The sequence below is a fragment of the Poseidonibacter parvus genome (assembly GCF_001956695.1).
Taxonomy (GTDB): domain Bacteria; phylum Campylobacterota; class Campylobacteria; order Campylobacterales; family Arcobacteraceae; genus Poseidonibacter; species Poseidonibacter parvus.
Map to the genome: position 1 here is coordinate 1,606,564 of NZ_CP019070.1, position 26,287 is coordinate 1,632,850.

At 27.5% G+C, this 26,287-nt stretch carries 26 protein-coding genes; 11 read left to right on the forward strand and 15 right to left on the reverse strand.

The window, feature by feature from the left end; genetic code table 11:
- The 11 genes from LPB137_RS08015 to LPB137_RS08065 all read right to left on the reverse strand — a co-directional run bounded on the left by LPB137_RS08015 (position 1) and on the right by LPB137_RS08065 (position 10,390).
- Positions 1-852: a sensor histidine kinase gene (locus LPB137_RS08015; RefSeq protein WP_076086782.1), complete on the reverse strand. Its 852-nt coding sequence runs from the start codon at positions 850-852 to the stop codon at positions 1-3.
- Entirely contained in the window at positions 842-1,501 is a 660-nt protein-coding gene (locus LPB137_RS08020; RefSeq protein ID WP_076086785.1) for a response regulator transcription factor, read from the reverse strand. The genes LPB137_RS08015 and LPB137_RS08020 overlap by 11 nt, the downstream gene beginning before the upstream one ends.
- Positions 1,502-1,510: 9 nt before the next feature.
- Positions 1,511-1,975, reverse strand: a complete 465-nt coding sequence (locus LPB137_RS08025; RefSeq protein ID WP_076086788.1) for a tRNA (cytidine(34)-2'-O)-methyltransferase — start codon at positions 1,973-1,975, stop codon at positions 1,511-1,513.
- A complete protein-coding gene (gene purU, locus LPB137_RS08030; protein ID WP_076086791.1) occupies positions 1,975-2,808 on the reverse strand; it encodes a formyltetrahydrofolate deformylase in 834 nt (277 codons plus the stop codon). Before purU ends, LPB137_RS08025 begins: the two co-directional genes overlap by 1 nt.
- A 75-nt stretch (positions 2,809-2,883) precedes the next feature.
- Positions 2,884-4,383: a glycerol kinase GlpK gene (gene glpK, locus LPB137_RS08035; protein WP_076086794.1), complete on the reverse strand. Its 1,500-nt coding sequence runs from the start codon at positions 4,381-4,383 to the stop codon at positions 2,884-2,886.
- Positions 4,384-4,478: 95 nt separating this feature from the next.
- Complete coding sequence (locus tag LPB137_RS08040) at positions 4,479-6,182, reverse strand: ABC transporter substrate-binding protein (RefSeq protein WP_076086797.1); 1,704 nt, start codon at positions 6,180-6,182, stop codon at positions 4,479-4,481.
- 39 nt (positions 6,183-6,221) lie between these two features.
- Positions 6,222-6,500, reverse strand: coding sequence for a DUF2160 domain-containing protein (locus LPB137_RS08045; RefSeq protein ID WP_076086801.1), 279 nt, complete (start codon positions 6,498-6,500; stop codon positions 6,222-6,224).
- An 11-nt stretch (positions 6,501-6,511) separates the two neighbouring features.
- Complete coding sequence (locus LPB137_RS08050; RefSeq protein WP_076086804.1) at positions 6,512-7,342, reverse strand: carbohydrate ABC transporter permease; 831 nt, start codon at positions 7,340-7,342, stop codon at positions 6,512-6,514.
- A gap of 1 nt (position 7,343) precedes the next feature.
- Entirely contained in the window at positions 7,344-8,213 is an 870-nt protein-coding gene (locus LPB137_RS08055) for a carbohydrate ABC transporter permease (RefSeq protein WP_076086807.1), read from the reverse strand.
- Positions 8,210-9,289, reverse strand: a complete 1,080-nt coding sequence (locus tag LPB137_RS08060; RefSeq protein ID WP_076086810.1) for an ABC transporter ATP-binding protein — start codon at positions 9,287-9,289, stop codon at positions 8,210-8,212. Before LPB137_RS08060 ends, LPB137_RS08055 begins: the two co-directional genes overlap by 4 nt.
- Before the next feature lie 12 nt (positions 9,290-9,301).
- Positions 9,302-10,390 (reverse strand): ABC transporter ATP-binding protein, encoded by a 1,089-nt coding sequence (locus LPB137_RS08065; RefSeq protein WP_076086813.1) that lies wholly within the window; start codon positions 10,388-10,390, stop codon positions 9,302-9,304.
- A gap of 398 nt (positions 10,391-10,788) precedes the next feature.
- On the opposite strand from LPB137_RS08065, the gene LPB137_RS08070 reads away from it, so the two are divergent.
- The 3 genes from LPB137_RS08070 (at position 10,789) to LPB137_RS08080 (ending at position 13,905) form a co-directional block, all read left to right on the forward strand.
- Positions 10,789-12,348, forward strand: coding sequence for a glycerol-3-phosphate dehydrogenase/oxidase (locus tag LPB137_RS08070; RefSeq protein ID WP_076086816.1), 1,560 nt, complete (start codon positions 10,789-10,791; stop codon positions 12,346-12,348).
- Between the two features lie 84 nt (positions 12,349-12,432).
- Positions 12,433-13,164, forward strand: coding sequence for a GntR family transcriptional regulator (locus LPB137_RS08075; RefSeq protein ID WP_076086819.1), 732 nt, complete (start codon positions 12,433-12,435; stop codon positions 13,162-13,164).
- A gap of 15 nt (positions 13,165-13,179) precedes the next feature.
- Entirely contained in the window at positions 13,180-13,905 is a 726-nt protein-coding gene (locus tag LPB137_RS08080) for a GntR family transcriptional regulator (RefSeq protein ID WP_076086822.1), read from the forward strand.
- A 61-nt stretch (positions 13,906-13,966) separates the two neighbouring features.
- Here the strand turns inward: LPB137_RS08080 and LPB137_RS08085 are convergent, their stop codons facing one another.
- Both LPB137_RS08085 and pgeF read right to left on the reverse strand, forming a co-directional pair.
- Positions 13,967-15,223: a malic enzyme-like NAD(P)-binding protein gene (locus LPB137_RS08085; RefSeq protein WP_076086825.1), complete on the reverse strand. Its 1,257-nt coding sequence runs from the start codon at positions 15,221-15,223 to the stop codon at positions 13,967-13,969.
- A 311-nt stretch (positions 15,224-15,534) separates the two neighbouring features.
- A complete protein-coding gene (pgeF, locus tag LPB137_RS08090) occupies positions 15,535-16,203 on the reverse strand; it encodes a peptidoglycan editing factor PgeF (protein ID WP_076086828.1) in 669 nt (222 codons plus the stop codon).
- A gap of 59 nt (positions 16,204-16,262) precedes the next feature.
- On the opposite strand from pgeF, the gene LPB137_RS08095 reads away from it, so the two are divergent.
- The 8 genes from LPB137_RS08095 to LPB137_RS08130 all read left to right on the forward strand — a co-directional run bounded on the left by LPB137_RS08095 (position 16,263) and on the right by LPB137_RS08130 (position 24,893).
- Complete coding sequence (locus tag LPB137_RS08095) at positions 16,263-16,871, forward strand: class I SAM-dependent methyltransferase (RefSeq protein WP_076086831.1); 609 nt, start codon at positions 16,263-16,265, stop codon at positions 16,869-16,871.
- Positions 16,872-16,882: 11 nt separating this feature from the next.
- The gene (locus tag LPB137_RS08100; protein WP_076086834.1) at positions 16,883-17,677 is read left to right on the forward strand and encodes a shikimate dehydrogenase; all 795 of its coding nucleotides are present in this window, start codon (positions 16,883-16,885) and stop codon (positions 17,675-17,677) included.
- Positions 17,678-17,960: 283 nt separating this feature from the next.
- Positions 17,961-21,074: an Eco57I restriction-modification methylase domain-containing protein gene (locus tag LPB137_RS08105; RefSeq protein ID WP_076086837.1), complete on the forward strand. Its 3,114-nt coding sequence runs from the start codon at positions 17,961-17,963 to the stop codon at positions 21,072-21,074.
- Positions 21,075-21,077: 3 nt separating this feature from the next.
- On the forward strand, positions 21,078-21,569 hold the full coding sequence (locus LPB137_RS08110) for a hypothetical protein (protein WP_076086840.1): 492 nt from the start codon (positions 21,078-21,080) through the stop codon (positions 21,567-21,569).
- Between the two features lie 15 nt (positions 21,570-21,584).
- Positions 21,585-21,809 carry a hypothetical protein gene (locus LPB137_RS08115; protein ID WP_076086843.1) on the forward strand — a complete coding sequence of 75 codons (225 nt, stop codon included), beginning with the start codon at positions 21,585-21,587 and terminating at the stop codon, positions 21,807-21,809.
- A 21-nt stretch (positions 21,810-21,830) separates the two neighbouring features.
- Positions 21,831-22,550, forward strand: a complete 720-nt coding sequence (locus LPB137_RS08120; protein WP_076086846.1) for a hypothetical protein — start codon at positions 21,831-21,833, stop codon at positions 22,548-22,550.
- Positions 22,551-23,045: 495 nt separating this feature from the next.
- The gene (locus tag LPB137_RS08125; RefSeq protein ID WP_083657187.1) at positions 23,046-23,690 is read left to right on the forward strand and encodes a UPF0323 family lipoprotein; all 645 of its coding nucleotides are present in this window, start codon (positions 23,046-23,048) and stop codon (positions 23,688-23,690) included.
- Between the two features lie 3 nt (positions 23,691-23,693).
- Entirely contained in the window at positions 23,694-24,893 is a 1,200-nt protein-coding gene (locus LPB137_RS08130; protein ID WP_076086852.1) for a glutathionylspermidine synthase family protein, read from the forward strand.
- On the opposite strand, the gene LPB137_RS08135 is transcribed toward LPB137_RS08130, so the two are convergent.
- The gene (locus LPB137_RS08135) at positions 24,875-25,345 is read right to left on the reverse strand and encodes a hypothetical protein (RefSeq protein ID WP_076086855.1); all 471 of its coding nucleotides are present in this window, start codon (positions 25,343-25,345) and stop codon (positions 24,875-24,877) included. The genes LPB137_RS08130 and LPB137_RS08135 overlap by 19 nt on opposite strands.
- On the reverse strand, positions 25,338-26,282 hold the full coding sequence (locus tag LPB137_RS08140) for a tetraacyldisaccharide 4'-kinase (protein WP_076086858.1): 945 nt from the start codon (positions 26,280-26,282) through the stop codon (positions 25,338-25,340). The genes LPB137_RS08135 and LPB137_RS08140 overlap by 8 nt, the downstream gene beginning before the upstream one ends.
- Positions 26,283-26,287: the final 5 nt, after the last annotated feature.

The following is a 26,287-nucleotide window of genomic DNA, read 5'->3' on the forward strand; positions in this document are numbered from 1 at the left end:
TTATTTTAGTATATTTTTTATATTTAAATTAAATGTATTTCCGTCTTTAAATGTATCAATTTTAATAACAATCTTATTTTTATCACAAAACTCTTTTACAATATTTAAACCTAAACCAAAGCCTTCACTTGAAGAATCTGATTGATAATATCTATCAAAAATTATAAGTAAATTTTTTGTATCAATTTTTTTACCCTTATTAAATATAGATAAAATATTATTCTCAAATGTAATCTCAACAATGGGATCTTCACTACTATTATATTTAATCGCATTTAAAATAAGATTGTCAATTGTTTTTTCAAAACCATTGATATCAGTTAAAAGCTTGATATTTGGAATACTTGATTTAATTATTACATCTTTTTTTATATCATCAAATTTATTTATTGAATTTGCAATTATCTCATCTAAAAAGCATTCTTGTTTATCAATTACATCTATTTCTTTTTTTATATCATATTCCATATCGTCATATAATTTTATAAGATTATTAGAAGCTTGTTTAATTCTATTAAGACGTTTTAAACTCTTTTCATCTTTTATACTTTTTTCTAAAAGCTGAGTATTCATTTTTATAGTTGAAACAGGAATATTTAACTCATGTATAGTTTCTTTTAAATTTTTTTGTAAGTTATCATCACTTGTAAATAAAGGCTTTAAAATACTTGATGTAAAACTAAGAAAAATACCTAGAGCTAAAAGTAACAAAGGAATAATTATATAAATAAAATTTTCTTGATTTAAACCAAAAAGAGAGATTAAAACATAATTAACATATAAAACTATTATTAGTGTGAAAATAAAAACAATTGAAATAGAAATTAGAAAATCTTTTTTCTTAGAATTCAACTTTGTACCCAATACCTTTAATATTTAAAACGGATTCTTTCCCTAAAAGTTTTTTCACTTGATTTATATAAACTCTAATAGAGCCTTCACTATAATCTTCATCAACATTCCATAATTTGGAAATAATCATTTCTTTTGTAACAATTGAGCCTCTATTTTCAATAAAAAGTTCTAAAAGTTCTGTAAGTTTTACAGGAAGATTTAAATCACAATTATTTTCAAAAACTCTTTTTGTATCAGGATTAAAAGTAAGCGTTGAATTTAATTCTACTATATCAAATTGTTTTTTATTTCTTTTTAGTAAAGCTTTTATTCTTAAAATCAATTCATCTAAATCAACAGGTTTTCTAATATAGTCATCACAACCATTTATAAAACCCTCTTTTAAAGTATCTTTATCTTTATATGATGTTAAAAATATAGAGGGTGTTTGGTCACCTGAATTACGTAGTTGCTTTAATAAATCTAAGCCATTGATTTTAGGAACATTAATATCAAAAATATACAAATCATAGTTTTTTTCATAGTTTAAATCTAAACACTCTTCACCATCACTTGCAATATCTACTTCAAAACCTTCATCTTCTAAAAAGTCTTCTAAAGTAGAAGCAAAAAGTTCATCATCTTCTAAAACCAATATATTAAACATATTTAATCTCTACTTGAAGTCGTTGTAGTTTTGTCTTAATGCCTCATAAGCAATAATAGAAACAGAGTTTGCAATATTTAAACTTCTAGCTTCATTTGTCATAGGAATTGTAATACAAGCCTCTTTACTTTTATCTAATATTTCTTGAGGAAGTCCAGCATCTTCACGTCCAAAATAGAAGTAATCACCTACTTCAAATTTTGCTTCAAAGTAGTTTTGAGTTGTTTTAGTAGTTGCAAAAAAATGTCTTGGAGAGAATGGATTCTTTTCCCAAAACTCTTCAATATTTTCATATTCTCTTACATCAAGTTCAAACCAGTAATCAAGCCCTGCTCTTCTTACTTCTTTTTCTGTAATATCACCAAAACCATAAGGTTTAATTAGATGTAAAGTACAATCCATTGCAAAAGCTAGTCTTCCTATAGTTCCAACATTTCCTGGCATTCGTGGTTCTAATAAAACTAAATTAAACATTATAAAATTACCGTCTTATTTCCATGAACAAATACTTTATCATCAAGTAACATATGTAGTGCATTTGATAATACAATTTTTTCTACATTTCGCCCTGCTTTTCTCATATCTTGCCAAGAATAAGAGTGATCAATATTTACAACATCTTGGAAAATAATTGGACCTTCATCCAAATCATTTGTAACGTAATGAGCAGTTGCTCCAATAATCTTAACACCTCTTTGATGTGCTTGTTTATATGGATTTGCTCCAATAAATGCAGGTAAAAATGAATGGTGAATATTTAAAACTTTTTTAGGGAATGTTACCACAAAATTTGGAGTTAATATTCTCATATATTTTGCTAAAACAATTAACTCTGGTTCATACTCATTGATTTTTTCAATTACTTTTTCTTCATGATCTTCTCTACTTAATCCCTCTGCACTTATACATGTAAATGGAATATCAAAGTTTTCAACTAGTGATCTTAAATCTTCATGGTTTGCAATGACCGCTTTAATATTTGCATTTAACTCACCATCAATATATCTAATAAGTAAATCACCTAAAACATGTGATTCTTTTGTAGCTAAAATAACTATATCTTTCTTAGATTTTTTGCTTAACTTTATTTCTGCATTTTGAGGTAAGACTTCTTTTAACTCTTTTAAAAGTATATTCTCTAAAACATTTCCTGATATTATTGATCTCATAAAGAATTTATTTGTCTCTTTGTCAACATATTCAGTATTTTGTTCTATATTTAAGTTATTTGCAAAAAGCACTTTTGAGATATTATATACTAAACCTTTTGCGTCTTCAGTATCTATTAAAAGTATGTATTCTTCCATGTTTGTCCTGTATTATTCTCATTAAAATTTTAAATGAATAATACCATTTTATAAATTAATAGTTTATTTCAAAAGCTAAGATAATGTTCGTTGAACTGCATCTTTCCAACCATCATAAAGAATTTCTCTTTTTTCTTCATCCATTGATGGTTCAAACTTTCTTTCAAGTTTCCAAGAATCAGAAAAACCTTCTTCATTAGGATAAAAACCTGCTTTCATACCTGCTAACCAAGCAACTCCTAGCGCTGTTGTTTCAAGTATTTCAGGTCTATCTACTGCCATTGCTAACATATCAGATAGAAATTGCATTGTATAATTAGATGAAGACATACCACCATCAATTCTTAAAACAGATTTTTTATTACTATTGCTTTTTTCAAAACTATTCCAATCATCAAACATAGCTTCAATTAAATCTCTTGTTTGATAAGCAACACTTTCTAATGCTGCCTTTGCAAATTCATTAGGACCAGAACCACGAGTTAAACCATAAATAGCACCTCTACATTCCATATCCCAATAAGGAGCACCTAGTCCTGTAAAAGCTGGTACTAAATAAAGCTGTTGATTTTCATCTGCATTAAGTGCCATTTCTTGTGCATTGCTTGCTTCTTCTATAATTTTTAGACCATCTCTAAGCCATTGAACAACTGCTCCTGCAATGAAAATAGAACCCTCTAATGCATATGTTGTTTTTCCATTCAACCTATATCCAATAGTTGTAAGTAGTCTATTTTTTGATACAACCATATTTTCTCCGAGATTAAGTATTGCAAAACAACCTGTACCATAAGTAGATTTTGCCATTCCTGGTTCAAAACAAGCTTGACCTACAAGTGCTGATTGTTGATCTCCTGCAACACCATTAATTGGTATTTCTTTACCAAAAAAATCTTTATGTACAGAAGCAAAATCATCTGCACAGTCTTTAACTTCAGGTAATATATTCATAGGAATATCTAACAAAGAACAAATCTCTTTATCCCATTCATTTGTTTTAATATTAAAAATCATAGTTCTAGCAGCATTAGTAGCATCTGTGACATGGTTTTGTTTATTACTTAGTTTCCAAATTAAAAAGGAATCAACTGTTCCAAATAATAAATCACCATTTAAGGCTTTTTGCTTAGCACCTTCAACATTTTCAAGAATCCATCGTAATTTCATTCCTGAAAAGTAAGGATCAAACAATAAACCAGTTTTTTCCATAATCATTTTTTCATGACCATCTTTTTTAAATTCATTACATTCTTTAGCTGTTCTTCTATCTTGCCATACAATTGCATTATAAACTGCTTCTCCTGTATGTTTATCCCAAACAACAGTTGTTTCTCTTTGATTAGTTATTCCTATAGATACAATATCTTCAATTGTAGCATTAGCTTCTTTTAATACATTCTTGCAAGAATTTATTACTGTTTGAAAAAGGTCATTAGGATTATGTTCAACCCATCCTGAATTTGGAAAGTATTGAGGAAATTCTTCTTGAGAAGTTGCTTCAATTTTCATTTCTTTATTAAATAGTATTGCTCTGCTTGAAGTTGTACCTTGATCTATTGCTAAAATGTATTTCATGATTGCCTACTTAAGTATATTAGTTTTGTTAGTTATTTAAATATAAGTATAGCAAAGTTGAGAAAAACTCTCAACTTTTACTATTTTTTAGTTTATTATTTTGTCCATGACTTAATTAATTTGTCATAAGAAATAGTTACTGGAGTTGGTTTCTCATTCGCTAATTTAGCTTTAGGAGAACCTGGTTGCTTTAACCAATACTCTGCATCACTCTCTTTATTTAATTTTGGACCAATCTCACCTTGTACACCAGCTCTTTCAAGTCTTTTAAGAACTTTTTCTTGTGCTAAACAAAGTGAATTTAAAGCTTCTTGCGCTGTTTTAGCTCCAGAAGAAGCATCACCTATATTTTGCCACCATAATTGTGCTAACTTTGGATAGTCAGGTACATTTGTTCCTGTTGGAGACCATTGCACTCTAGCAGGTGATCTATAGAATTCTACTAAACCACCAAGTTTTGGTGCTCTTTTCGTAAATGATTCATGATTAATTGTTGATTCTCTAATAAAAGTTAAACCAACATGCGATTTTTTTACATCAACTGTTTTTGATGTAACAAACTGTGCATATAACCATGCAGCTTGCGCATTTTTAACAGGAGTTGATTTCATTAAAGTCCAAGAACCAGCATCCTGATAACCAATTTTTGTTCCTTCTTCCCAATAAGCACCATGTGGAGATGGAGCCATTCTCCATTTTGGAGTACCATCTTCGTTTACTACAGCAATTTTATCTTTTACCATATCAGCCGTAAATGCTGTATACCAGAACATTTGTTGAGCAATTTCACCTTGAGCAGGAACTGGTCCAGCTTCAGAGAATACCATACCAGAAGCACTAGGTGGTGCATATTTCTTTAACCATTCAGAGTATTTTTCAATTGCATAAACAGCTGCTGGCGAGTTTGTAGCTCCCCCTCTTTGAACACAAGACCCAACTGGTTGAGACTTATCGTTTACTCTAATTCCCCATTCATCAACTGGAAGACCATTAGGTTCACCTTTATCACCCATACCTGCCATTGACATCCATGCATCAGTAAATCTCCAACCTAAAGATGGATCTTTTTTACCATAATCCATATGTCCATAAACTTTTTTACCATCAATTTCTCTACCAGTAAAGAACTCTGCGATATCTTCATATGCTGACCAGTTTACAGGAACACCTAATTCATAACCATATTTAGCTTTAAAGTCAGCCATGTTTTTCTTATCTGTGAACCAATCGTATCTAAACCAATAAAGGTTAGCAAATTGTTGATCTGGTAACTGATATAACTTACCATCTGGACCAGTTGTAAAAGAAGTACCTATAAAGTCTTTTAAATCTAAATTAGGATTAGTAACACTTTTTCCTTCATTCGCCATCCAATCTGTTAAATCTCTAGCTTGCTTGTATCTCCAATGAGTTCCTATTAAATCTGAATCATTAATATATGCATCATATATATTTTGACCTGTTTGCATTTGTGTTTGCAATTTTTCAACAACATCACCTTCACCAATAATGTCATGAATAACTTTTATTCCTGTTAAATCAAAGAATGCTTTTGTTAATGTTTTACTTTCATAAACATGTGTTCCTATACCTTCAGATACAACTTTAATAGTCATCCCTTTATAAGGCATTGCAGCTTTTTCAAACCAATCCATTTCAGTTTTTTGTTCTGCTTTTGTAAGCGCAGAAGGTTGGAATTCTTCAATCCATTTACCCATATCTGCAGCACTTAAAGTACTTGCACTTAAACCTAACATTGCACCAAGAACCGATGTAGTAATTTTATTTTTAATTTTCATTTTTCTCTCCTTAAAAGTTAAATGTATTACAAATAGTTTTTATACCCAACGAAAAACCGCTAGAGCATAAATAAAACAAACAATCATTCCTCCATAAATTGGAGCACCAAATATTGCTAACCAGGCTAAACTAATAAATGCAGAACCTAATAGACTAAGAAAAAGTCGGTCACCAGGAGTAGTTTCAATTCTTAATATCCCTACTCTTGGAGCTTGAGGCCATTTAATTGCCCAAACTATCATACCCATCAAAGCTACAAAAATACAAATGAAAAACGTAGCTGTTCCACTTGTCCATGCCATCCATGATAAATCCATATTAAACCTCCTTAAACTCGTCCAAGAGATAGACCCTTGGCAATATGATTACGAACAAAATATATAACAATAGCACCAGGAATAAGTGTAAGTACACCAGCTGCTGCTAGTACACCCCAATCAACTCCTGAAGCAGATACAGTTTTTGTCATTGTTGCTGCAATTGATTTTGCATTAACTGATGTTAATGTTCTACTAAGTAATAATTCTACCCAAGAAAACATAAAACAGAAAAATGCTGCAACTCCAATACCAGACGCAATCAATGGAGTGAAAATCTTTGTAAAAAATCCAAAGAAACTAAAACCATCAATATACGCAGTTTCATCTATCTCTTTTGGTACACCACGCATAAAGCCTTCCAATATCCAAACAGATAATGGTACATTAAATAATGTATGAGCTAAAGCCACCGCTATATGTGTATCAAATAAACCAACACTTGAATAAAGTTGAAAAAATGGCAGCGCAAATACAGCAGGTGGTGCCATTCTGTTAGTTAATAACCAAAAGAATAAATGTTTATCTCCTAAAAACTTATATCTAGAAAATGCATAAGCTGCAGGTAAAGCAACTGCTATAGATATTATTGTATTAAGAACAACATATGTCATTGAGTTTATATATCCCCAATACCAAGAGGGATCTGTAAAGATTATAATATAATTATCAAATGTAAAGTTATTAGGAAAAAGTGAAAAAGTTCCTAATATTTCTTCATTTGTTTTAAAACTCATATTTATTAACCAATAAACTGGCAACATTAAAAATATTATATAAATCAGCATAATCATAGGTGATTTACTTGAGAAAAAACCTGTTTTTATTTTTGAATTATTCATCTTAATTCTCCTGCTTATCAATATTTGTCATGATTGTAAAAAATGCCCAAGATGTCAATAATATAACTAGGAAGTATATTAATGAAAATGCAGCAGCTGGTCCTAAATCGAATTGTCCTATTGCCATCTTTACTAAATCAATAGAAAGAAAAGTTGTAGCATTTCCTGGACCACCACCTGTTACAACCATTGGTTCTGTATAAATCATGAAACTATCCATAAATCTTAACAATGTAGCAATTAATAAAACACCCATCATTTTAGGAAGTTGTATATATCTAAATACATTCCAATTAGATGCTTGATCAATTTTCGCTGCTTGATAATAGGCTGAAGGAATTGACTGTAAACCAGCATAACAAAGTAGTACAACAAGTGATGTCCAGTGCCATACGTCCATAACAATAATAGTAATCCATGCATCTAACACATTTTGAGTATAATTATATTCAATACCAAAAGAAGCTAGTGTATGTCCTAATAGTCCAATATCAGTTCTTCCAAAAATTTGCCAAATTGTACCAACAACATTCCAAGGTACTAAAAGTGGTAAAGCAACTAAAATTAAACAAGCTGATGCCCAAAAACCTTTTTTAGGCATATGTAAAGCTATAAATATTCCTAAAGGAATTTCAATCAGTAAAATTATAGAGGTAAAAAGAACTTGTCTTCCCAAGGCATCATGAATTCGTTCTGAATGTAGAATTTCTTCAAACCATTCTAATCCAACAGCAAAGAACTGATTATTTCCAAAAGTATCTTGTACTGAATAATTCACAACTGTCATTAAAGGAATAACTGCAGAAAAACCTACAAGCAACAATACAGGTAATACTAAAAACCATGCTTTTTGATTTACTGTTTTTTTCATAGTAACTCTCCTTCTACTAACCAATCATTAACATAAACATTTACACCTTCTAATTTAAATTTTATACTATTCATAGTTGGAGTAATTTTTACATCTTCAGGAACAATAATATTTACTTTTCTATTATTATATTTTGCTCTTACAATTTTATGATGAGCAACATCCTCAATACGACTAATTTCTATTTTTATACCTTCTCCATCTTCACATAATTCAATAAATTCGGGTCTTATTCCTAGTTCAATTTTTCCTTGTAAAGATTTATAAGTAGAGTTAAGATTTACTTCATAGCCTTGAAGGTTAGCAATATTACCCGTAACTTTTGCTTCAAAAACATTCATACCTGGAGAGCCAATAAAGTATCCAACAAAAGTATGTGCAGGTTTTTCAAATAATTCTTCAGGAGTACCTATTTGTAATACATGTCCTCCATTCATAACAACAACTTTATCTGCAAAAGTTAAAGCTTCAGTTTGATCATGTGTTACAAAAATCATTGTATGTTTTAATTCTTTATGTAAGGCTTTAAGTTGTGTTCTTAATTCCCATTTCATATGAGGGTCAATTACAGTTAAAGGTTCATCAAAAAGAATAGCATTTACATCTTCTCGAACCATTCCACGACCTAATGATATTTTCTGTTTAGCATCTGCACTTAAGCCTCTTGCTTTTTTATCTAAAATATCTTCAACTTGAATTGCTCTTGCAATTGAACCTACTCTTTGATCAATATATTGATTATTTGCTCCTCTATTTTTTAAAGGAAATTCTAAATTTTCTCGAACTGTCATTGTGTCGTATACTACAGGAAATTGAAAAACTTGTGCAATATTTCTATTTGTAGTATCTGCAAAAGTCACATCCTTGTCATCAAATAAAATACTTCCCTCAGAAGGTGTTAAAATTCCTGAGATAATATTTAATAAAGTAGATTTACCACAACCAGAAGGTCCTAAAAGTGCATATGCTGCTCCATCATCCCATTCATGATTTAGAGGTTGAAGTACATAGTCTTCTTTATTTTTTGGATTTTTCATATAACTATGAGCTAAATTTGAAAGAGTTATTTTTGCCATTTTTTTCTCCTTCTATCTTTCTTGCACATAAGATGCTGTTTCAATAAGTTCACCATCTGTTGCAAAAATAAAAATATGACGTGTATCTAAATACACAGACAAATTAGTATTATATTCTAAATCATGAACACCATGAACTAAACCTATCCAATTATCATCATCATGATGCATATGTAAAAAAGTTTCTGAACCTGTAATTTCTGTCACATCTAAATGTGTTGAAAACTTAATTGCATTACCTGCATGCTTATTAAGTTCTAAATGATTTGGTCTAAAACCAGCTAAGTACTTTCCATCTGATAATCTTTTTAAAACATCAGTTGCAGGAGCTTTTTCATTATTTCCATAATAAATATAATCACCCTCTTTTCTTATATCTAAAAAGTTCATTGATGGATTAGAAAAAACTTTTGCAGTAGTTGCATTATTAGGAGTATGATAAACTTTTGCTGTTTCATCAAACTGAGTAATTCTTCCTTCCCATAATGTTGCAACATTACCACCTAATAATAATGCTTCTTCTGGTTCTGTTGTCGCATATACAAAAATTGCACCTGATTCTTCAAACATTTTTGGAATTTCTTCTCTTAGTTCTTCTCTTAATTTATAATCAAGGTTTGCTAAGGGTTCATCTAATAATACAAGACCAGAACCTTTTACAAGTGATCTAGCTAATGCACATCTTTGTTGTTGACCACCAGAAAGTTCATTTGGTTTTCTATCCAACATATTCTCTAGCCTCATTAATTTAGCTGTTTTTTTAACCTCTTCATCAATGAATCTCTCATCTTTTTTCATAATTCTAAGAGGAGCAGCGATATTATCATATACACTCATTGAAGGATAGTTAATAAACTGTTGATAAACCATTGCAATTTTTCTATCCTGAACTCTCATTCCTGTAACGTCTTTACCTTCCCAAAAAATTTTGCCTTTTGTAGGAACATCAAGACCTGCCATAATTCTCATTAATGTAGTTTTACCAGATAATGTACGACCTAATAACACATTCATCGTACCTTTTTTAAGTGTTATATTAATGTCATATATATGTTTTTGTCCATCTACACTCATAGATATATTTTTTAGTTCTAAGGACATTAACTTTACTCCTTTTAAATTTTATAAATTGTATACTTATAAAGATCACATACATACAATTTATATATTTATGTCATAACATTATAATGTTGTTAATATAGTGACGTATAGATTTTTAAATTAACCTTAAATTTAATGTCCTTTACTACGAATTATAGTTTTCTTTTGTCAAATTAAAACGTAACATTAAAATAGCATCCCCATTTTAAGGCCCCTTAGAGATTTAAACTTATAAAGTGTTTAAAAAAAATCAAGAGATAAAATTGAAATTAAAAACTCTATTTGATGCTTTTTCTTCTAATTTATTCAGTATATATTTCAGTTTAAGATTCTTTTTATAGATATAACCTTATAATGACTGACATAACATTATAACCTTATAATAAGAGGAAAAAAAAATGAGTAATGAACAATTTGATATTATAATTATTGGTGGTGGAGCAACAGGAAGTGGTATTGCATTAGATGCTGCATCAAGAGGATTTAAAACATTATTATTAGAGAAAAATGATTTTTCAGAAGGTACAAGTTCAAGAAGTACAAAAATGGTTCATGGTGGTGTACGTTATTTAGAAGCTGCTGTCAAAAAACTAGATAAAGATCAGTTTAATTTGGTGAAGGAAGGTCTTAAAGAAAGATCAAGACTTTTAAAAAATGCTCCTCATTTATGTACAAGATTAACATTAGTTACTCCTTTATATAAATGGTGGGAAATACCTTATATGTTTACAGGATTATTCTTATATGATTTTATTTCCGGGAAAAGAGGATTAGGAAGAACATCTGTAGTATCTAAAAATGATATGATTAATACCTTTCCTACCATAAAAAAGAAAGGATTAGTTGGAGGAATTAAATACTATGATGGTAGTTTCAATGATTCTAGATTAAATATAACACTACTGCAAACAGCAGAAAAATATGGTGCAATTTGTAAAAACTATAGTGAAGTTAAATCTTTCATATATACAAATGATAAAATTTCTGGATTAGAGATGGAAGATAAAATTACAGGAAAGACTTATACTTATAATTCAACATCTATTATAAACGCTACAGGAGCTTTTTCTGATAAAGTTAGGAAAATGGATGATAAAGAAGCTGCAAAAATGCTAGATTTAAGTTCTGGAGTTCATATTGTATTAGATAAAAAATATCTTCCATCAAACGAAGGATTAATGATACCAAAAACGCAAGATGGTCGAGTTCTTTTTATTTTGCCATGGATGGGAAAATGTTTAGTTGGAACAACTGATGAAAAAACAATTTTAAGCGAACACCCAGAAGTTTCACAAAAAGATTTAGACTATATTTTAGAACATTTAGAAATATATTTTGATTTAAAGATTGATAAAAGCGAAATATTATCTTCATGGTCTGGAATAAGACCTTTAGTCTCTGCACCTAAAAGTAGTTCTACAAAAAGTATTGTAAGAGATCATATTATAACAAGTTCAAATTCTGGTCTTATCAGTATTATTGGAGGAAAATGGACAACATATAGAAAAATGGCAGAAGAAGTAGTTGACTATACTATTAATAAATTTAATTTGTCAGATATTAAATGTAAAACTAAAGAACTAAAATTAATTGGAAGCGAGATACAAAGTGAAAATTTAAAAATTGACTTTGTTGAAAAAGATATCAAAGAATATCTAATTAAAATGTATGGTGATAAAGCATTACTAGTAGCACAAAGTACAAATAAAATTCAAAAACTACATCCTAAATATTGCTTAACTAATGCAGAAGTTTTATATTCTATAAAATATGAATTTGTAAAAAAACCTCTAGATTTTTTAGTTAGAAGAACTTCATTATCTCTTATTGATAAAAAAGCTTCAATTGAAATTTTAGAAGAAGTATTAACAATTCTAAAAGACGCATTATCTTGGGATGAAGAAACTTTAGATAATGAACGACTAGAAGCATTATCAATTTTAAATAAAGATATATAACGTTATAATATTATATTAAGTACACTTTAAAAGTCTATGATGTATTATAATTAATAATAATTCTAAATTAAAGGATCCTACAGTTTGTTTGCTAAAAATGGAATACCACTTTATCTTCAACTAAAAGAAAAAATTTTAGAAGACATAAAGTTAAATTATAAAGTTAATGATATTATTCCTGCTGAAGGTAAACTAGAAGAAAAATATAAGCTAAGTAGAATTACTGTTAGAAAAGCTATAGAAGAGTTAGAAAAAGATAATATAGTTATCAAAAAGCAAGGTAAAGGTACTTTTGTTAAAGAGCAAAAAATTCTTTATGATGCAAACTCTATTGGTTCTCTAACACAAAGACTTTCAAAACAAAAGCACTTGCTAACTACTAAATCAATTTCATTTGAAATAATAGAAGAAAGAGAAGAACATTTTGTGAAAGACATGTTATCTTGTAAGAAATTGTTATGTATAAAAAGAACAAGATTACTAGATGAAGTACCTTTTGCATTAATGTTTAATTATTTTGATGTTAATACTGTACCAGATATTGATAAAAAAATGAATCTTGAATCTTTATATGCTTTCTTAAAAAAAGAATATAATATTGAATTCCATAATGCTGAAGAAATTGTTGAAGCAATGATTGCAAATGATGATGATGCAAAAAAACTAAATATTGAAAAAGGTTCACCTTTATTATCTTTAAAAAGACTTTCTTATAATCAAAAGAATGAACCTATAGAATATTCAAATCTTATAATTAGAGGAGATATGTATAAACATAAAATTATCTTATCTAATGACAAGTTATCAAATATATAAGAGAGGAGTTAACAATTGTTTAATAAAAATGGAATTCCGTTATATATACAGCTTAGAAATAAATTAGAAAAAGATATAAGAGAAAACTACAGTCCTAAAGATTTAATACCCACTGAACTAAAACTAGAAGAAATATACAAAGTTAGTAGAATAACTATAAGAAAAGCCATTGAAGAGCTAGAAAAAGATAATATTGTTATAAAAAAACAAGGAAAAGGTACCTTTGTTAAAGAACAAAAAATTCTTTATGATGCAAACTCTATTGGCTCTTTAACTCAAAGACTATCAAAACAAAATCATAAATTAACAACTGAATCAATTGAATTTGAAATAATAAAAGAAGATCATTATGTTAAACAATTAATAAACTGCGAAACTCTTTTATGTATCAAAAGACAAAGATATTTAGATAATAAACCCTTTGCGTTAATGCTTAATTATTTAGATATTAAAAAAGTTCCTAATTTAAAAGAAAGATTTAATATAGAATCTTTATATACATTTTTAAAAGATGAATATTCAATTGAATTTTATAATGCAGAAGAAACAGTAGAAGCTAAAGATGCTTCTAAAGAAGAAGCTAAAAAACTAGGTATTAAAGAAAATGCTTCATTACTATCTTTACACAGATTATCTTTTGATAAGAATAATATACCAGTTGAATATTCTGATATTGTAATTAAAGCTGATATGTATAAACATAAAATAATTCTATCAAATGATAAAATGTCTAATATTTAAAGCTACAAAAAATCTAAGATGAATACTATACAAAGTATTCATCTTGATTTCTCTACTAAAATTAAACCATATGTGAAAGTTTTTCTCTGTATTGCTCTAAGTTAAACTCTTTAACTCTAGCAACTCCAGTTTCAACTGCAGCATTTGCAACAGCAGCTGATACTTCAACCATTAATCTTTTGTCAAATGGAGTTGGAATAATATAGTCTCTTCCATAAGTTAAATCTCCAAATAATACTTTTAATTCAGGATATAAAGGTTGTTTAGCTAATTCAGCAATTGCTTTTGCAGCTGCTATTTTCATTTCCATATTAATTTTTTTAGTTTGCACATCTAAAGCACCTCTAAAAATAAAAGGGAAACCTAATACATTATTTACTTGATTTGGGAAATCTGATCTTCCTGTACCAATAATTGCTTTTGGTTTAACTTCTCTTACTTCTTCAGGGAAAAGTTCAGGTGTAGGATTTGCTAAAGTAAATACAATTGGTTCTTCTGCCATTAAAGCAATAAGCTCTTTAGTAAAACTTCCAGGTTTTGATAATCCTAAAACCATATCAGCATTTGTAAACGCTTCTTCCATAGTTGTAGCTTCAGAAGTTACAAAATCTTGTTTATATTTATTTAAATCACTTCTTCCTGAATGTACTACACCTTTTGAATCACACATGATTAGGTTTTTAATACCTGCACCTTTGTACATAGTTGAACATGCAACTGCTGATGCACCAGCACCTACAACTACAACTTTCATGTCTTCAAGTTTTTTACCCATCATTTCAGCAGCATTCATAAGTGCAGCTGTTGTAATAATTGCTGTTCCGTGTTGGTCATCATGCATAACAGGAATATCAAGTTCTTCAATTAATCTTCTTTCAATTTCAAAACACTCAGGAGCTTTTATATCTTCTAGGTTAATTCCACCAAAAGTAGGAGAAATAGCTTTTACAATTTCACAAAATTTATCAACATCAGTTTCATCAACTTCAATATCAAAAGAATCAACTGCGGCAAACTTTTTGAATAATACAGCTTTTCCTTCCATTACAGGTTTTGAAGCTATTGCTCCAATATTACCAAGACCTAAAACAGCTGTTCCGTTTGAAATAACTGCAACTAAGTTTCTTTTTGAAGTATATTCATAAGCTAATTCTGGATTAGCTTGTATTTCTTCACATGGAAATGCAACACCTGGAGAATATGCTAAAGATAAATCTCTTTGTGATTCTAATCTTGTAGTTGCTTTAATAGCAACTTTTCCAGGTGTTGGTACCCTGTGATAATCTAATGCTTCATTTTTTGTAACCTTATTACTCATTATAATCCTTTAAATTTCTGCTAATTTTCTAAGTGCTCAAATAGTAACAAAAAGAAACTTAAATAAAATAAAAAAATGGATATTATCATCAATAAAGCATCTTTTAAGCTATTTATGTAAAAGTTATGTAATCAAAAAATATTAGTATATTTTTTTAATCTATACTTAATATATTTAAATTTCTAAAATCTCTTAAGTTTTCTTACATGTATTGATAGTTAGGCTTTGTAGTTTAAAAAATATAATTCTAACTTATATTATTTTTTTATAAATATAATATATTTATAATATAGATTTTTTGAATTATATATTTATAATTTAATAATTCCCGCAAATCTTCCAGTTTTGGAGTTCTTTCTATAAGAATAATGTACTTTACTTGTACATTTTGTACATATATTGGCAACAATGATATTTTCAACTCCATTCTTTAATAAAATCGATTTATTAATTCCTTGTAAATCAATGTTTCTTCCATTAATAAACTCTTTTCCAAATGATGTTTTTACAATGTTTACTAACTCAGGGCTTACTTCATAACAACATTGTTGAATACTTGGACCCATAATAGCTTTTATATTTTTAGGATTACAAGAAAACTCTTCTTTCATTTTATTTACTGCAACTTCAACAATTTTTAGAAAAGTTGAGTTTCGTCCTGCATGAAGTGCTGCTATTACACCTTTTTTTTCATCATGTAAAAGTATTGGTATACAATCAGCTACCATTACCATTAATGGTAAATCTTTTTCATTAGTAATTAAACCATCACAATCATCAATAATTTTAGGGGAACTTGAGTTTACAATTTGAACATTATTACCATGAGTCTGATTCATTGAAACTAAATCATTTGGATTATATCCCAATCTTTTAGCAAGTTTATTTCTATTTTTATCAACATTTTCTTTGACATCTCCCACATGATAAGCTAAATTACCATCATCAGTGTTTGTAAAAGTACATATAAAATCATTCATATAAAAGCCTATTTAAAAAGTAAATTTTGATATAATACCATTTTTTAAAAGGGATTGGAATGAATAGATTTGATGAAGCATCAAAAACATGGGATAAAAAACAATCAAGTATGGAAAGCTCAGATACTTGTGTTAAAGACCTACTCTCAAAAATAGATTTAAAAGAAGATGCAAATATCTTAGATTATGGATGTGGTACAGGTTTTATATCTTTTGCTTTAAATAATCAAACAAACAATGTTATTGGGATGGATTATTCTGATGGGATGGTTGAAATATTTAATAAAAAAGCTTTAGAGCTTGATTGTGAGAATATAAAAGCAATTAAACATAATATGAATGAAGAAGAACTACCAAAAAATAATTTTGATTTAGTAATTTCATCAATGACAATGCATCATATCAAAGACACAAAGATGTTTCTAAGAAAATGTAAAGATGCAATAAAAACTGATGGAATTATTTGTATAAATGACTTATATGAAGAAGATGGAACTTTTCATGCAAAACATAAAAATGATGGTGTTGAACATTTTGGTTATGAAAAAAACACCTTACTAAAACTAATTGAAGAAGTAGGACTTAAACTTATTTCTTATAAATTAATATATACACATTATAGAAATGAAAAAGAATATCCTCTATTTAATTTAATAGTAAAAAAATAAAAGGAAAAACATTGGAAAAATTCGTAATCTTTGGAAACCCTGTATCTCATTCAAAATCTCCACAAATGCAAAATGCAGGATTTAAAGCACTTAATTATGATGGAAACTATGATAAACATCACTTAGAAGATGGAAGTATTATAAAAGAAGAGTTTATAAAAAACTCATATGAAGGCGCAAATATTACAGTTCCACACAAAGAACATGCCTTTGCAAATGCAGATGAAGTAAGAGGAATAGCAAAGAAAATACAAGCTGTAAATACCTATATAAATGAAAATGGAAAAGTAATTGCTTATAATACTGATGCACCTGGATTTTTAAAAGCAATAGAATCATTTGGTAAAATAAAATCAGTTTTATTACTAGGAGCTGGTGGTACTGCTAAAGCCATTGCTCTTGCCTTACAAGAAAAAAATATTGAGGTAACAGTTTTAAATAGAAGCGAAGGAAAACTAGAGTTTTTTAAAAATGAAAATATCACTTCATACTCTTGGGATAACTTTGAAATAAAAGAGTTTGATTTAGTTGTAAACTCTACAAGCGCAGGACTTAAAGATGATTATTTACCTTGTGATAAAAAGCTTTTAGAAGATGTATTTAAAACAGCAAAATATGCTTTTGATTGCGTTTATGGAAAAATTACACCCTTTTTAGCTCTTGCAAAAGAAAATGGTCTTGAAATAAAAGACGGAGAGGATATGCTACTTTATCAAGGGGTTTTAGCCTTTGAATATTTTACAAAACAAAAAGTTGATAATACTATTTCTGAGGCTATGAGAAAGGGATTAAAAGATAAGTCATAACATTGACTTATCTACACCATATCTACCCTTGCATCAAACTTTTTTACTTACTACTATTTATAAATTTGGAGAACCAAATATTGAGAAACTAATACCAATAGTGATTGTAAATAGTATAGAATTATTAGGAGAAAATCTAGGAAGATATAGAAAAATATTATAAAAATAAAAGAAATCAGAACAAGTAATTTGATATCCAATATTTAATTAATAGTATAGTTATTATTTTGCTAAATTTAGATAAAATAATAACTATTAATAATATTTATAAGGTTTTATTGTAATGTCAATGTTTCAAAAGTCAGTATTAAAAAGTTTTTCACAAGACGAAAGTTTAGTAGCTATTAGGTGGGCAGAGTTTCAAAAGTTTTTATCAAAAGTAGATTATATTAAAACAGTAAAAGAAGAGAAATATCAAGATGGTTTCTTAAAAGATATTTTTGAGTCTTGTTTAGGTTATACCCTTGATATGACAGACCCTTCTAATTTTAATTTAGAAAGAGAAAAGAAAAATGAAACTGACGCAAAGAAAGCTGATGGTGTTATATATCTAAATAATGAAGTTATTGGAGTAATTGAGTTAAAAGCACAAGATACAAAAAATCTTGATAAAATTGAAGCACAAGCTTTTAATTATCATAATTCACATTCAAACTCAAAATATATAATAATCTCAAACTTTGATGAACTAAGATTTTATATTGATAAAAAAACTTCTTATGAAAAGTTTTCACTTTTTAACCTAAGTTATGAAGATTTTAAAAAACTTCATTTACTTTTATCATATGAAAGTATTAAAGAAAATATACCTTTAAAGATAAAAGAAAAAACAGCAAATTTTGAAGCAGAAGTATCAAAAGAGTTATATAAAGACTTCTCACAATTTAGAAATCATTTATTTGGAAATATTGTTAAAAACAATATAGAACTTGATAAAACAATAGCATTAAGACTTACTCAAAAGCTATGTGATAGAATTATATTTATTCTATTTGCAGAAGATAGAGGATTATTAACTGCAAACACAATAAAAGAGATTAGAGAAGAGTTTATTAATCAGAAATTCACAGATTATAAACTTTTTGATATATATAAGTTCTACTTCAAAGCTATCAATGAGGGAAATAGTAAATTAGATATTCCAAAATATAATGGTGGATTATTTGCTAATGATACTCAACTTGATAGTCTTGTAATTGATAATGAAATATTAGATTTAGAAGCTCAAAAATTAAGTGATTATGACTTTGAAAGTGAAGTATCTGTAAATATCTTAGGACATATCTTTGAGCAGTCATTAACAGACTTAGAAGAAATGCAATCAAATATAGATAATACTGATTTTGATAAAACTAAATCAAAAAGAAAAAAAGACGGTGTATTTTATACTCCTGAATATATTACAAAATATATAGTAGATAATACTCTTGGAAAAATGTGTAATGAAAAAAGAGAAGAGTTAAAAATTACAAATGTTATTGCACCGAAAAATCTAAAAAAATTAAATAAAACAGAACAGAAAACAAAAGACAATTTAGAAAGCTATAAAGATTGGTTATTTAATCTAAAAATACTTGACCCTGCTTGTGGAAGTGGAGCATTTTTAAATCAAGCATTAGAACACCTAATAAAAGAACATAACCAACTTCAAAATGATTTAGCTCTTATGGGAGATTTATTCTCTTCTTATACAGTAGAAGAAAGTGTATTAGAACATAATTTATATGGTGTAGATATAAATGAAGACGCAGTAGAAATTGCTAAATTATCTTTATGGTTGAGAACTGCTCAAAAAGGAAGACCACTTACAAAGTTAGCAGATAAAATACTTTGTGCAAATTCACTTTTAAAAATGCCATTTGAAAAAGGAAGTTTTGATATTGTAATTGGTAACCCTCCTTATGTAAGAGTTCAAGGTTTAAAATCTAATTATGAAAATGAAACTTCTCTTTATGAAGAAAAATATGTAAGTGCAACAGGTAAATATGATTTATATGCTTTATTTTTAGAAATGAGTTTTAAAATGTTAAATAAAAAAGGTAAATTATCTTATATTTTACCTCATAAATTCCTAGTTGTTGATGCAGGAAAAGGTATAAGAAACTTCTTATCACAAAATAAAGCAGTTGAAAACTTATTACATTTTGGAAGTGAAATGGTATTTGAAGACGCATCAGCATATACTTGTATTATTACACTATCACATAATAATGAAGAATTAAAATTTAAGCATTTGAAACCTAATGAAATATTTGATAATTTTGAATATGATAATATTAATTTTGATACATTAAATGCAGAAAAATGGAATTTAACGAAAAATGAAATTATAAGTATTATAAACAAAGTTAAAGCTTTTCCAAAAAAATTCAATAATGTATTTTCAGATAATTTTAAAGGTGTTGATATTACTATGGGAGATAATATCTACATGATGAGTGGTTCTTTTAAAGAAAACCTTTTTATAGGCTACTCAAATAGACTAAAATCATGTGTTGAAATAGAAAAAGAAATAGTAAAGCCATTATTAAAGGGACAAGATATAAAAAAATACAATGAACTTAATACAGATCTTTATGTTATATACCCTCATTATTTAGATATAAATAATACTACAAAACCATATACAGAAGAAGAGTTATCTATAAAGTTTCCACTTACTTATTCATATTTTTTAAACTTCAAAGAAGAATTTATAGAAAAGAAAAAAAGATATAAAACTAATGCAAAGTATTGGTATTCACTACATAGAGCTAGAAATATTAATAATTTTGAAACTAAAAAACTTATTACTCCTTTTATTTCAGAAGGTTCCAATTTTACTTTTGATGAAAACAATTCTTTCTTTAACGCAAATAATTATGGATTAATTAAAAATAAAAATGAAGAACTTCATCTTAAATACTTTTTAACTATTTTAAATTCTAACTTAACTTGGTTTTTAATAAAAAATATTAGTTCTGAATTAAGAGGTGGTTTCTTTCAATATTCTCCAACTTATTTGGAAGAGATTACTTTTCCTAAAATTAAAAATGATACACCTTACATAATAAAAGCTGATTTAATGCTTGAATTAAATAAAAAACTAAATAAGATAAAAGAGAATTTTTTAAATGAATTAGAACTTGAAAAAATATCTAAAAAACTACAATCTTTTGAACTTTTAGAATTTGAAGATTTTGTTAAAGAATATAAAAAAGCTAAGAAATTAAAATTTAAAGACAAATTAGAAGAAAGAAACTTTAAAAATGATTGGAAAGCTCTTTTTGAAAATGATAAAAAAGAAGTTTTAGAATTACAAAATCAAATCAATCAATCAAATAAAGAAATAGATAACATGGTTTATAAACTATATGGCTTAACAGAAGAAGAAATATCAATAATTGAGAATAACTAAAATATGGATAATTCATTAACTACTTACATTGCTATATATGGTGCTATACTTTCTTCTATTGCTATTATAATTAATATTTTACAATATAATCATTCTAAAAAAGAAAAAGAATTAAAGTTTGATTTTTTTTCAACCAAGAATAAATATTATGATATTAACTTGAAAAATATGAATAGTCCTTATGACCCAATGACAGGAAGTGGTGGAGCTAATACTGCTCACTTATATGATATAACAGTAAAAAATCTAGGTAGTATTGATTTATATATAAATGAAATATACGGTGTCTCAAAAGACGATAATAACCATTACGTATTATTAGAAAAAAACTCTATAAGTTCTCTATCTAAATTAGACAAGAAAGATAATATATCAATTAAACCAAAGTCATCAAAAGACTTTAAATTATATTTTTCAAAAGGTAGTGAAAGTTTTGATTTAAAAAGTGTAATAGTAATAGATGGAACAGCTAGGAAAATAGAAAAAAGAGTTTAAATAAGGATTAACAAATTGATAAAAATTACTATTTATAATATTGATGGAAGTATGCAAACACCTTGGGAAGAGAATTCAAACTTTATTGATAAATTATATCAATTGGAAGAAATGGGTTATAAAGGTAAATATTTACTAGATACTTTAATAACTGACGATTGGGGTGTTCCTCCTTCATCTGTTATAATTGAGGGAATTTATAAAAATGAAAAAGTTAAAAGAATGATTAGCTATGAATAATAAACTTGAAAAAGAATTAAAATGAATTGTTGGATATGCGGAAAAATAGCTAATTCAAGAGAGCATAAAATTAAAAAATCATTATTAAAAAATGTTTTTAAAGAAGATTTTGAAAATAAAAATATGAGACATGTAAAAGAAGGTCAAACTACTAAATTAGCTGGTCCTAATTCTAACAAAGTGAAATTTAAACAAGTTATATGTGAAGATTGTAATAATAGTAAAACACAAGCTTATGATTTGTCATTTGATATATTCATAGATTATATAAGACAAAATTATATTAATATTAATAAATATAGAATGATAAATTTTAAAGAAGTATTTGGAGAAAGTTTTTCTATTCAGCAAACAAATTTATATAAATTCTTTGTAAAGATTTTAGGTTGCGATTTGAGTGAATATGGATTTAATGTTCCTACTGATTTAATTGAACTATTAGATAAAGAGATATTTAAAACTAAACTCATTATCACTTTTTCAATAAATGAAGAAATTATCAATTCAAACTTCCCTATAAACTCTAAACTTGGGAATGGATATTTAATTACAACCCAAAATAACTTATTGACAAAAAAAGAAATAGATACAAAATATAGGTTTGAGATTGATTTATTTTATTTACGAATAAACTTCTTTTATAATTGTTCCACTGATATAGGAACTGGCTCTGACTGGGTTTCAGACAAGCAATATTTATATATTGGAACAAGTAAAGATATGAATAAAAATTTAATATAAACCCCTAAACCCACTTGGTGGTTTAGGTTTTTTACCTATTGAGTTATCATTTCTTTTTCTTCTTGTGGTAATAGCTTACTATTTAATATAAGTTTTTTTATTGTTTCTTTTCTTTATAAGTTATGCAGTATGCTTTATCACCATTTTGTAATGTTTGATAATTGACACCTACATATTTTTTAGATTTTTCTCTTGTCATTTTTTACCTTTTTTATCTACCCATACAGTATAATTTAATGTAGATAAATATATTTATATAAAATCCTATATATAGTGTAATTATAGGAAAATTAAATCATAGGTATAGAAGGTAGACTACTTTATCAAGGAGTTTTAGCTTTTGAGTATTTTACAAAACAAAAAGTTGATGATACTATTTCTGAGGCTATGAGAAAGAGATTAAAAGATGTTAATATTCTTCATCAAACTCATAGCAAGAATTTAGTAATATATCTAAAATTTTAAAGAACAAAAAGTAAAAAAGGATTATTAATTTTGAAAAAGAATAATAATATTAAAAAGATATCTAACTACGCTGTAGTTGGGGGATTAGGTGCTATTTTAGTTTCAGGTTTAGTTGGTTGTGAAGATAAGTCTAACAACCAACAAGGTTTTGGACAAAGTGATGCATTTGCAAATGCAAGTCAAAAACAAGCTGCATTTGTTATAATCGAACAATCAGCAGATGGTAAATATGCAATTGTAGATGAGTTTCCATCTTCAAAAACAACTATTGTTTTAAGAAAACCAGATGGGACTGAAAAGATTTTAACAAAAGCAGAAATCGATGCCCTTGTAAAAGAAGAAGAGCGAAAAATTGATAATGGAACTTCAGGTCTTACAAATCCAAATTCTGCAGAAGCTAGTGCGGGAATGGGTCTTGGTGGAGTTTTAATGTCTTCAATTGCAGGAGCAATGTTAGGTTCATATATTGGTAATAAATTATTTGGAAATCAAAATTACCAAAATCAAAGAAAAGCACAATATAAATCTCCTTCAACTTATTCTAAATCAAAAAGTTCATTTAGTAAAGCTAATAGTTCAGCTTCTAAATCTTCATCATCTAGTAAAAAAAGTGGATTCTTTGGAAATAAATCTTCTTCAAGTTCTAAATCTAGATCTTCATTTTTTGGTGGTTAAGAAATGAAACTAGAAAAATTACAACCCTTAACAGATGAATATTTAGAATCAATTGGTTTTGTATGGCATACGGATGAAGATAATTCTTCATACATAGCAGACGAAGTTGTAGTTGTAAATGAAAATGAAGCAAACGCTTATTATGAAGCTTGTAACGAATTATATGACATGTTTTGTGAAGCTGGTGAACATGTAATTGAAAATGATTTATTTCATGAAATAAATATTCCTTTTAATTTAGTTGAAACAATCAAAGAATCTTGGGAAAATGATGTTCATTGGCATTTATATTCAAGATTTGATTTAGCAGGGGGACTTGATGGAGCACCTATTAAACTAATTGAGTTTAATGCAGATACACCTACTTCACTTTTTGAAACAGCTATTATTCAATGGGCACTTTTAAAAGCAAATGGCTTAGATGAAGCTAGTCAATTTAATAATCTTTATGATGCATTAAAAGACAATTTTAAAAGAATTATTACTTTAGATTCTGATATTGAAAAGTTTGATGAGTATTATAATGACTTAGGTTGGAAAATACTATTTTCATCAATTTCAAGCTCGGCTGAAGATGAAAATACTACTAAACTTTTACAACATATTGCAAATGAAGCAGGGTTTAATACTGATTTTGAATTTATTGATAAAGTTGGCTTTAACGATGAAGGTATTTTCAAAGATGAAGAAAGCTTCGAGTTTTGGTTTAAATTAATTCCTTGGGAAGACATAGCTATTGATGAAAGTGAACTTGCACTTGTTTTAGCAGATATTATAAAAGAGAAGAAAGCGATTATTTTTAATCCTGCGTATACTTTAATGTTTCAATCAAAAGGGTTTATGAAAATTCTTTGGGATTTATACCCAAATCACCCTTTATTACTTGAAACTTCATTTGAACCATTAGATGGTAAAAAACAAGTTGAGAAAAGATGTTTTGGACGAGAAGGTGCTAATACTAAAATCATAAATGAAGATGGAAGTATTGATGTACAAACAGAAGGTGAATACGAAGGTCATAAAGCAATTTATCAAGAGTATGTAGAATTAAATACTGATAGTAATGGTGTAACATACCAAGCTGGTGTATTTTATGCTTATGAAGCTTGTGCTTTAGGATTTAGACGAGGTGAGAAAATTTTAGATAATATGTCTAAATTTGTAGGACATATTGTGAAAGAAGATCAAGCACTTCTTACTTGATCTAATAGTAACTCAAAACATAATTCTAATACTTTTAGATTTTTTAAAAGTAACATAGGATTATGTTTTAGAACTTTTATATCTTCTTTTTTATTTTTACCTATTTCTACATTTCTTATATCGATTTCACCATCAAGTAATACAAGCTCAAACCTTGCTTTATCATTTGAAAAACTCAATGAAATTGGAATATAGTAATCTTTACCATCCTCACCTAAAAGCCAAGATGAACCTTTTTGAACACTTACATTTGGTAAAGGTGCGTTAAAAGTGATTTCATCAACTATTTGTTTTGAAAAGATGATTTCTTTTAAGGTTTGAGGATTAATCAACTCTTTATTAAGATTTTTCTTTACTCTTTTGTACATAATCTTCCATAAAAAAGAGTTAGTTTTTTTCGTTGAATCCAAATGAAATAATGCTTCTTCATCTAAATAATATATTTTATTCATAAGTTTTTATATACTCTTTCATCATAGAAAAATCTACACTATCTTCTATTTTAATATCTAAATCCATTAAATATAAATTTTCAATATTAAAAGCTTCTAGTTTTACTAAATCTTTTCCTGTTGTTATTATTTGATAGTCATTATACTTTTCTTTTACTTCTTTTATCTCATCATTTGTAAAAGTATGATGATCAGCAAAAGCTAAAAGTTGCGTATTTTTTGGTAAAAATTCTAGTAATCTTTTTGGTTTTGAAATTGCAGTTAAAACTACAAGTTTATCTTTTAAAATAGCTTCATTACCATCTTTTTTAATTGTAATAACTCTATTAAAATCAACACCCTCTTTTAACTCTAAATCAGCATAAGCATATAAACCTTTAGGTTCTCTATATCCACCACTAGGTAAGCAATAAAAATTTGTAGGTTCTTTTTTAGGACGAAGTAAAATGTTAAATTTCTTAATATTATATTTTGAAAAGCCATCATCTAGAAATACAATTTTACAACCCAGTTCTTTTGCTTTTTTGATAGCTTCAATTCTATTTTCACTTACTATTACACTTGAGTGTTTTAAAGACTTAGCTAATAGCATTGCTTCATCTCCACTAATACTTATATCTTCTAAGATTTCTCCTTCTTTAGATATTACATATAAGCCTTTTGAAGCTCTGCCAAATCCACGTAAGATTACACATGACTTTTCATATGAGCTTGCTAATTTAATTGCAATTGGTGTTTTACCACTTCCACCTACAATAATATTTCCAATAGAAATAACAGGAATACCAAAATCTACTTCTTTTGCAAAAGTACGTTTTAGTAAAATAATAAGCATATAAATAAATGTTAAAGGTAATAAAAGATAAGCAATAATTTGCTGTAAAGTATTTGGAAAGAAGAGATAATCTTCAATCCACAAGTATAGTTTTTGTTTCAAAACTT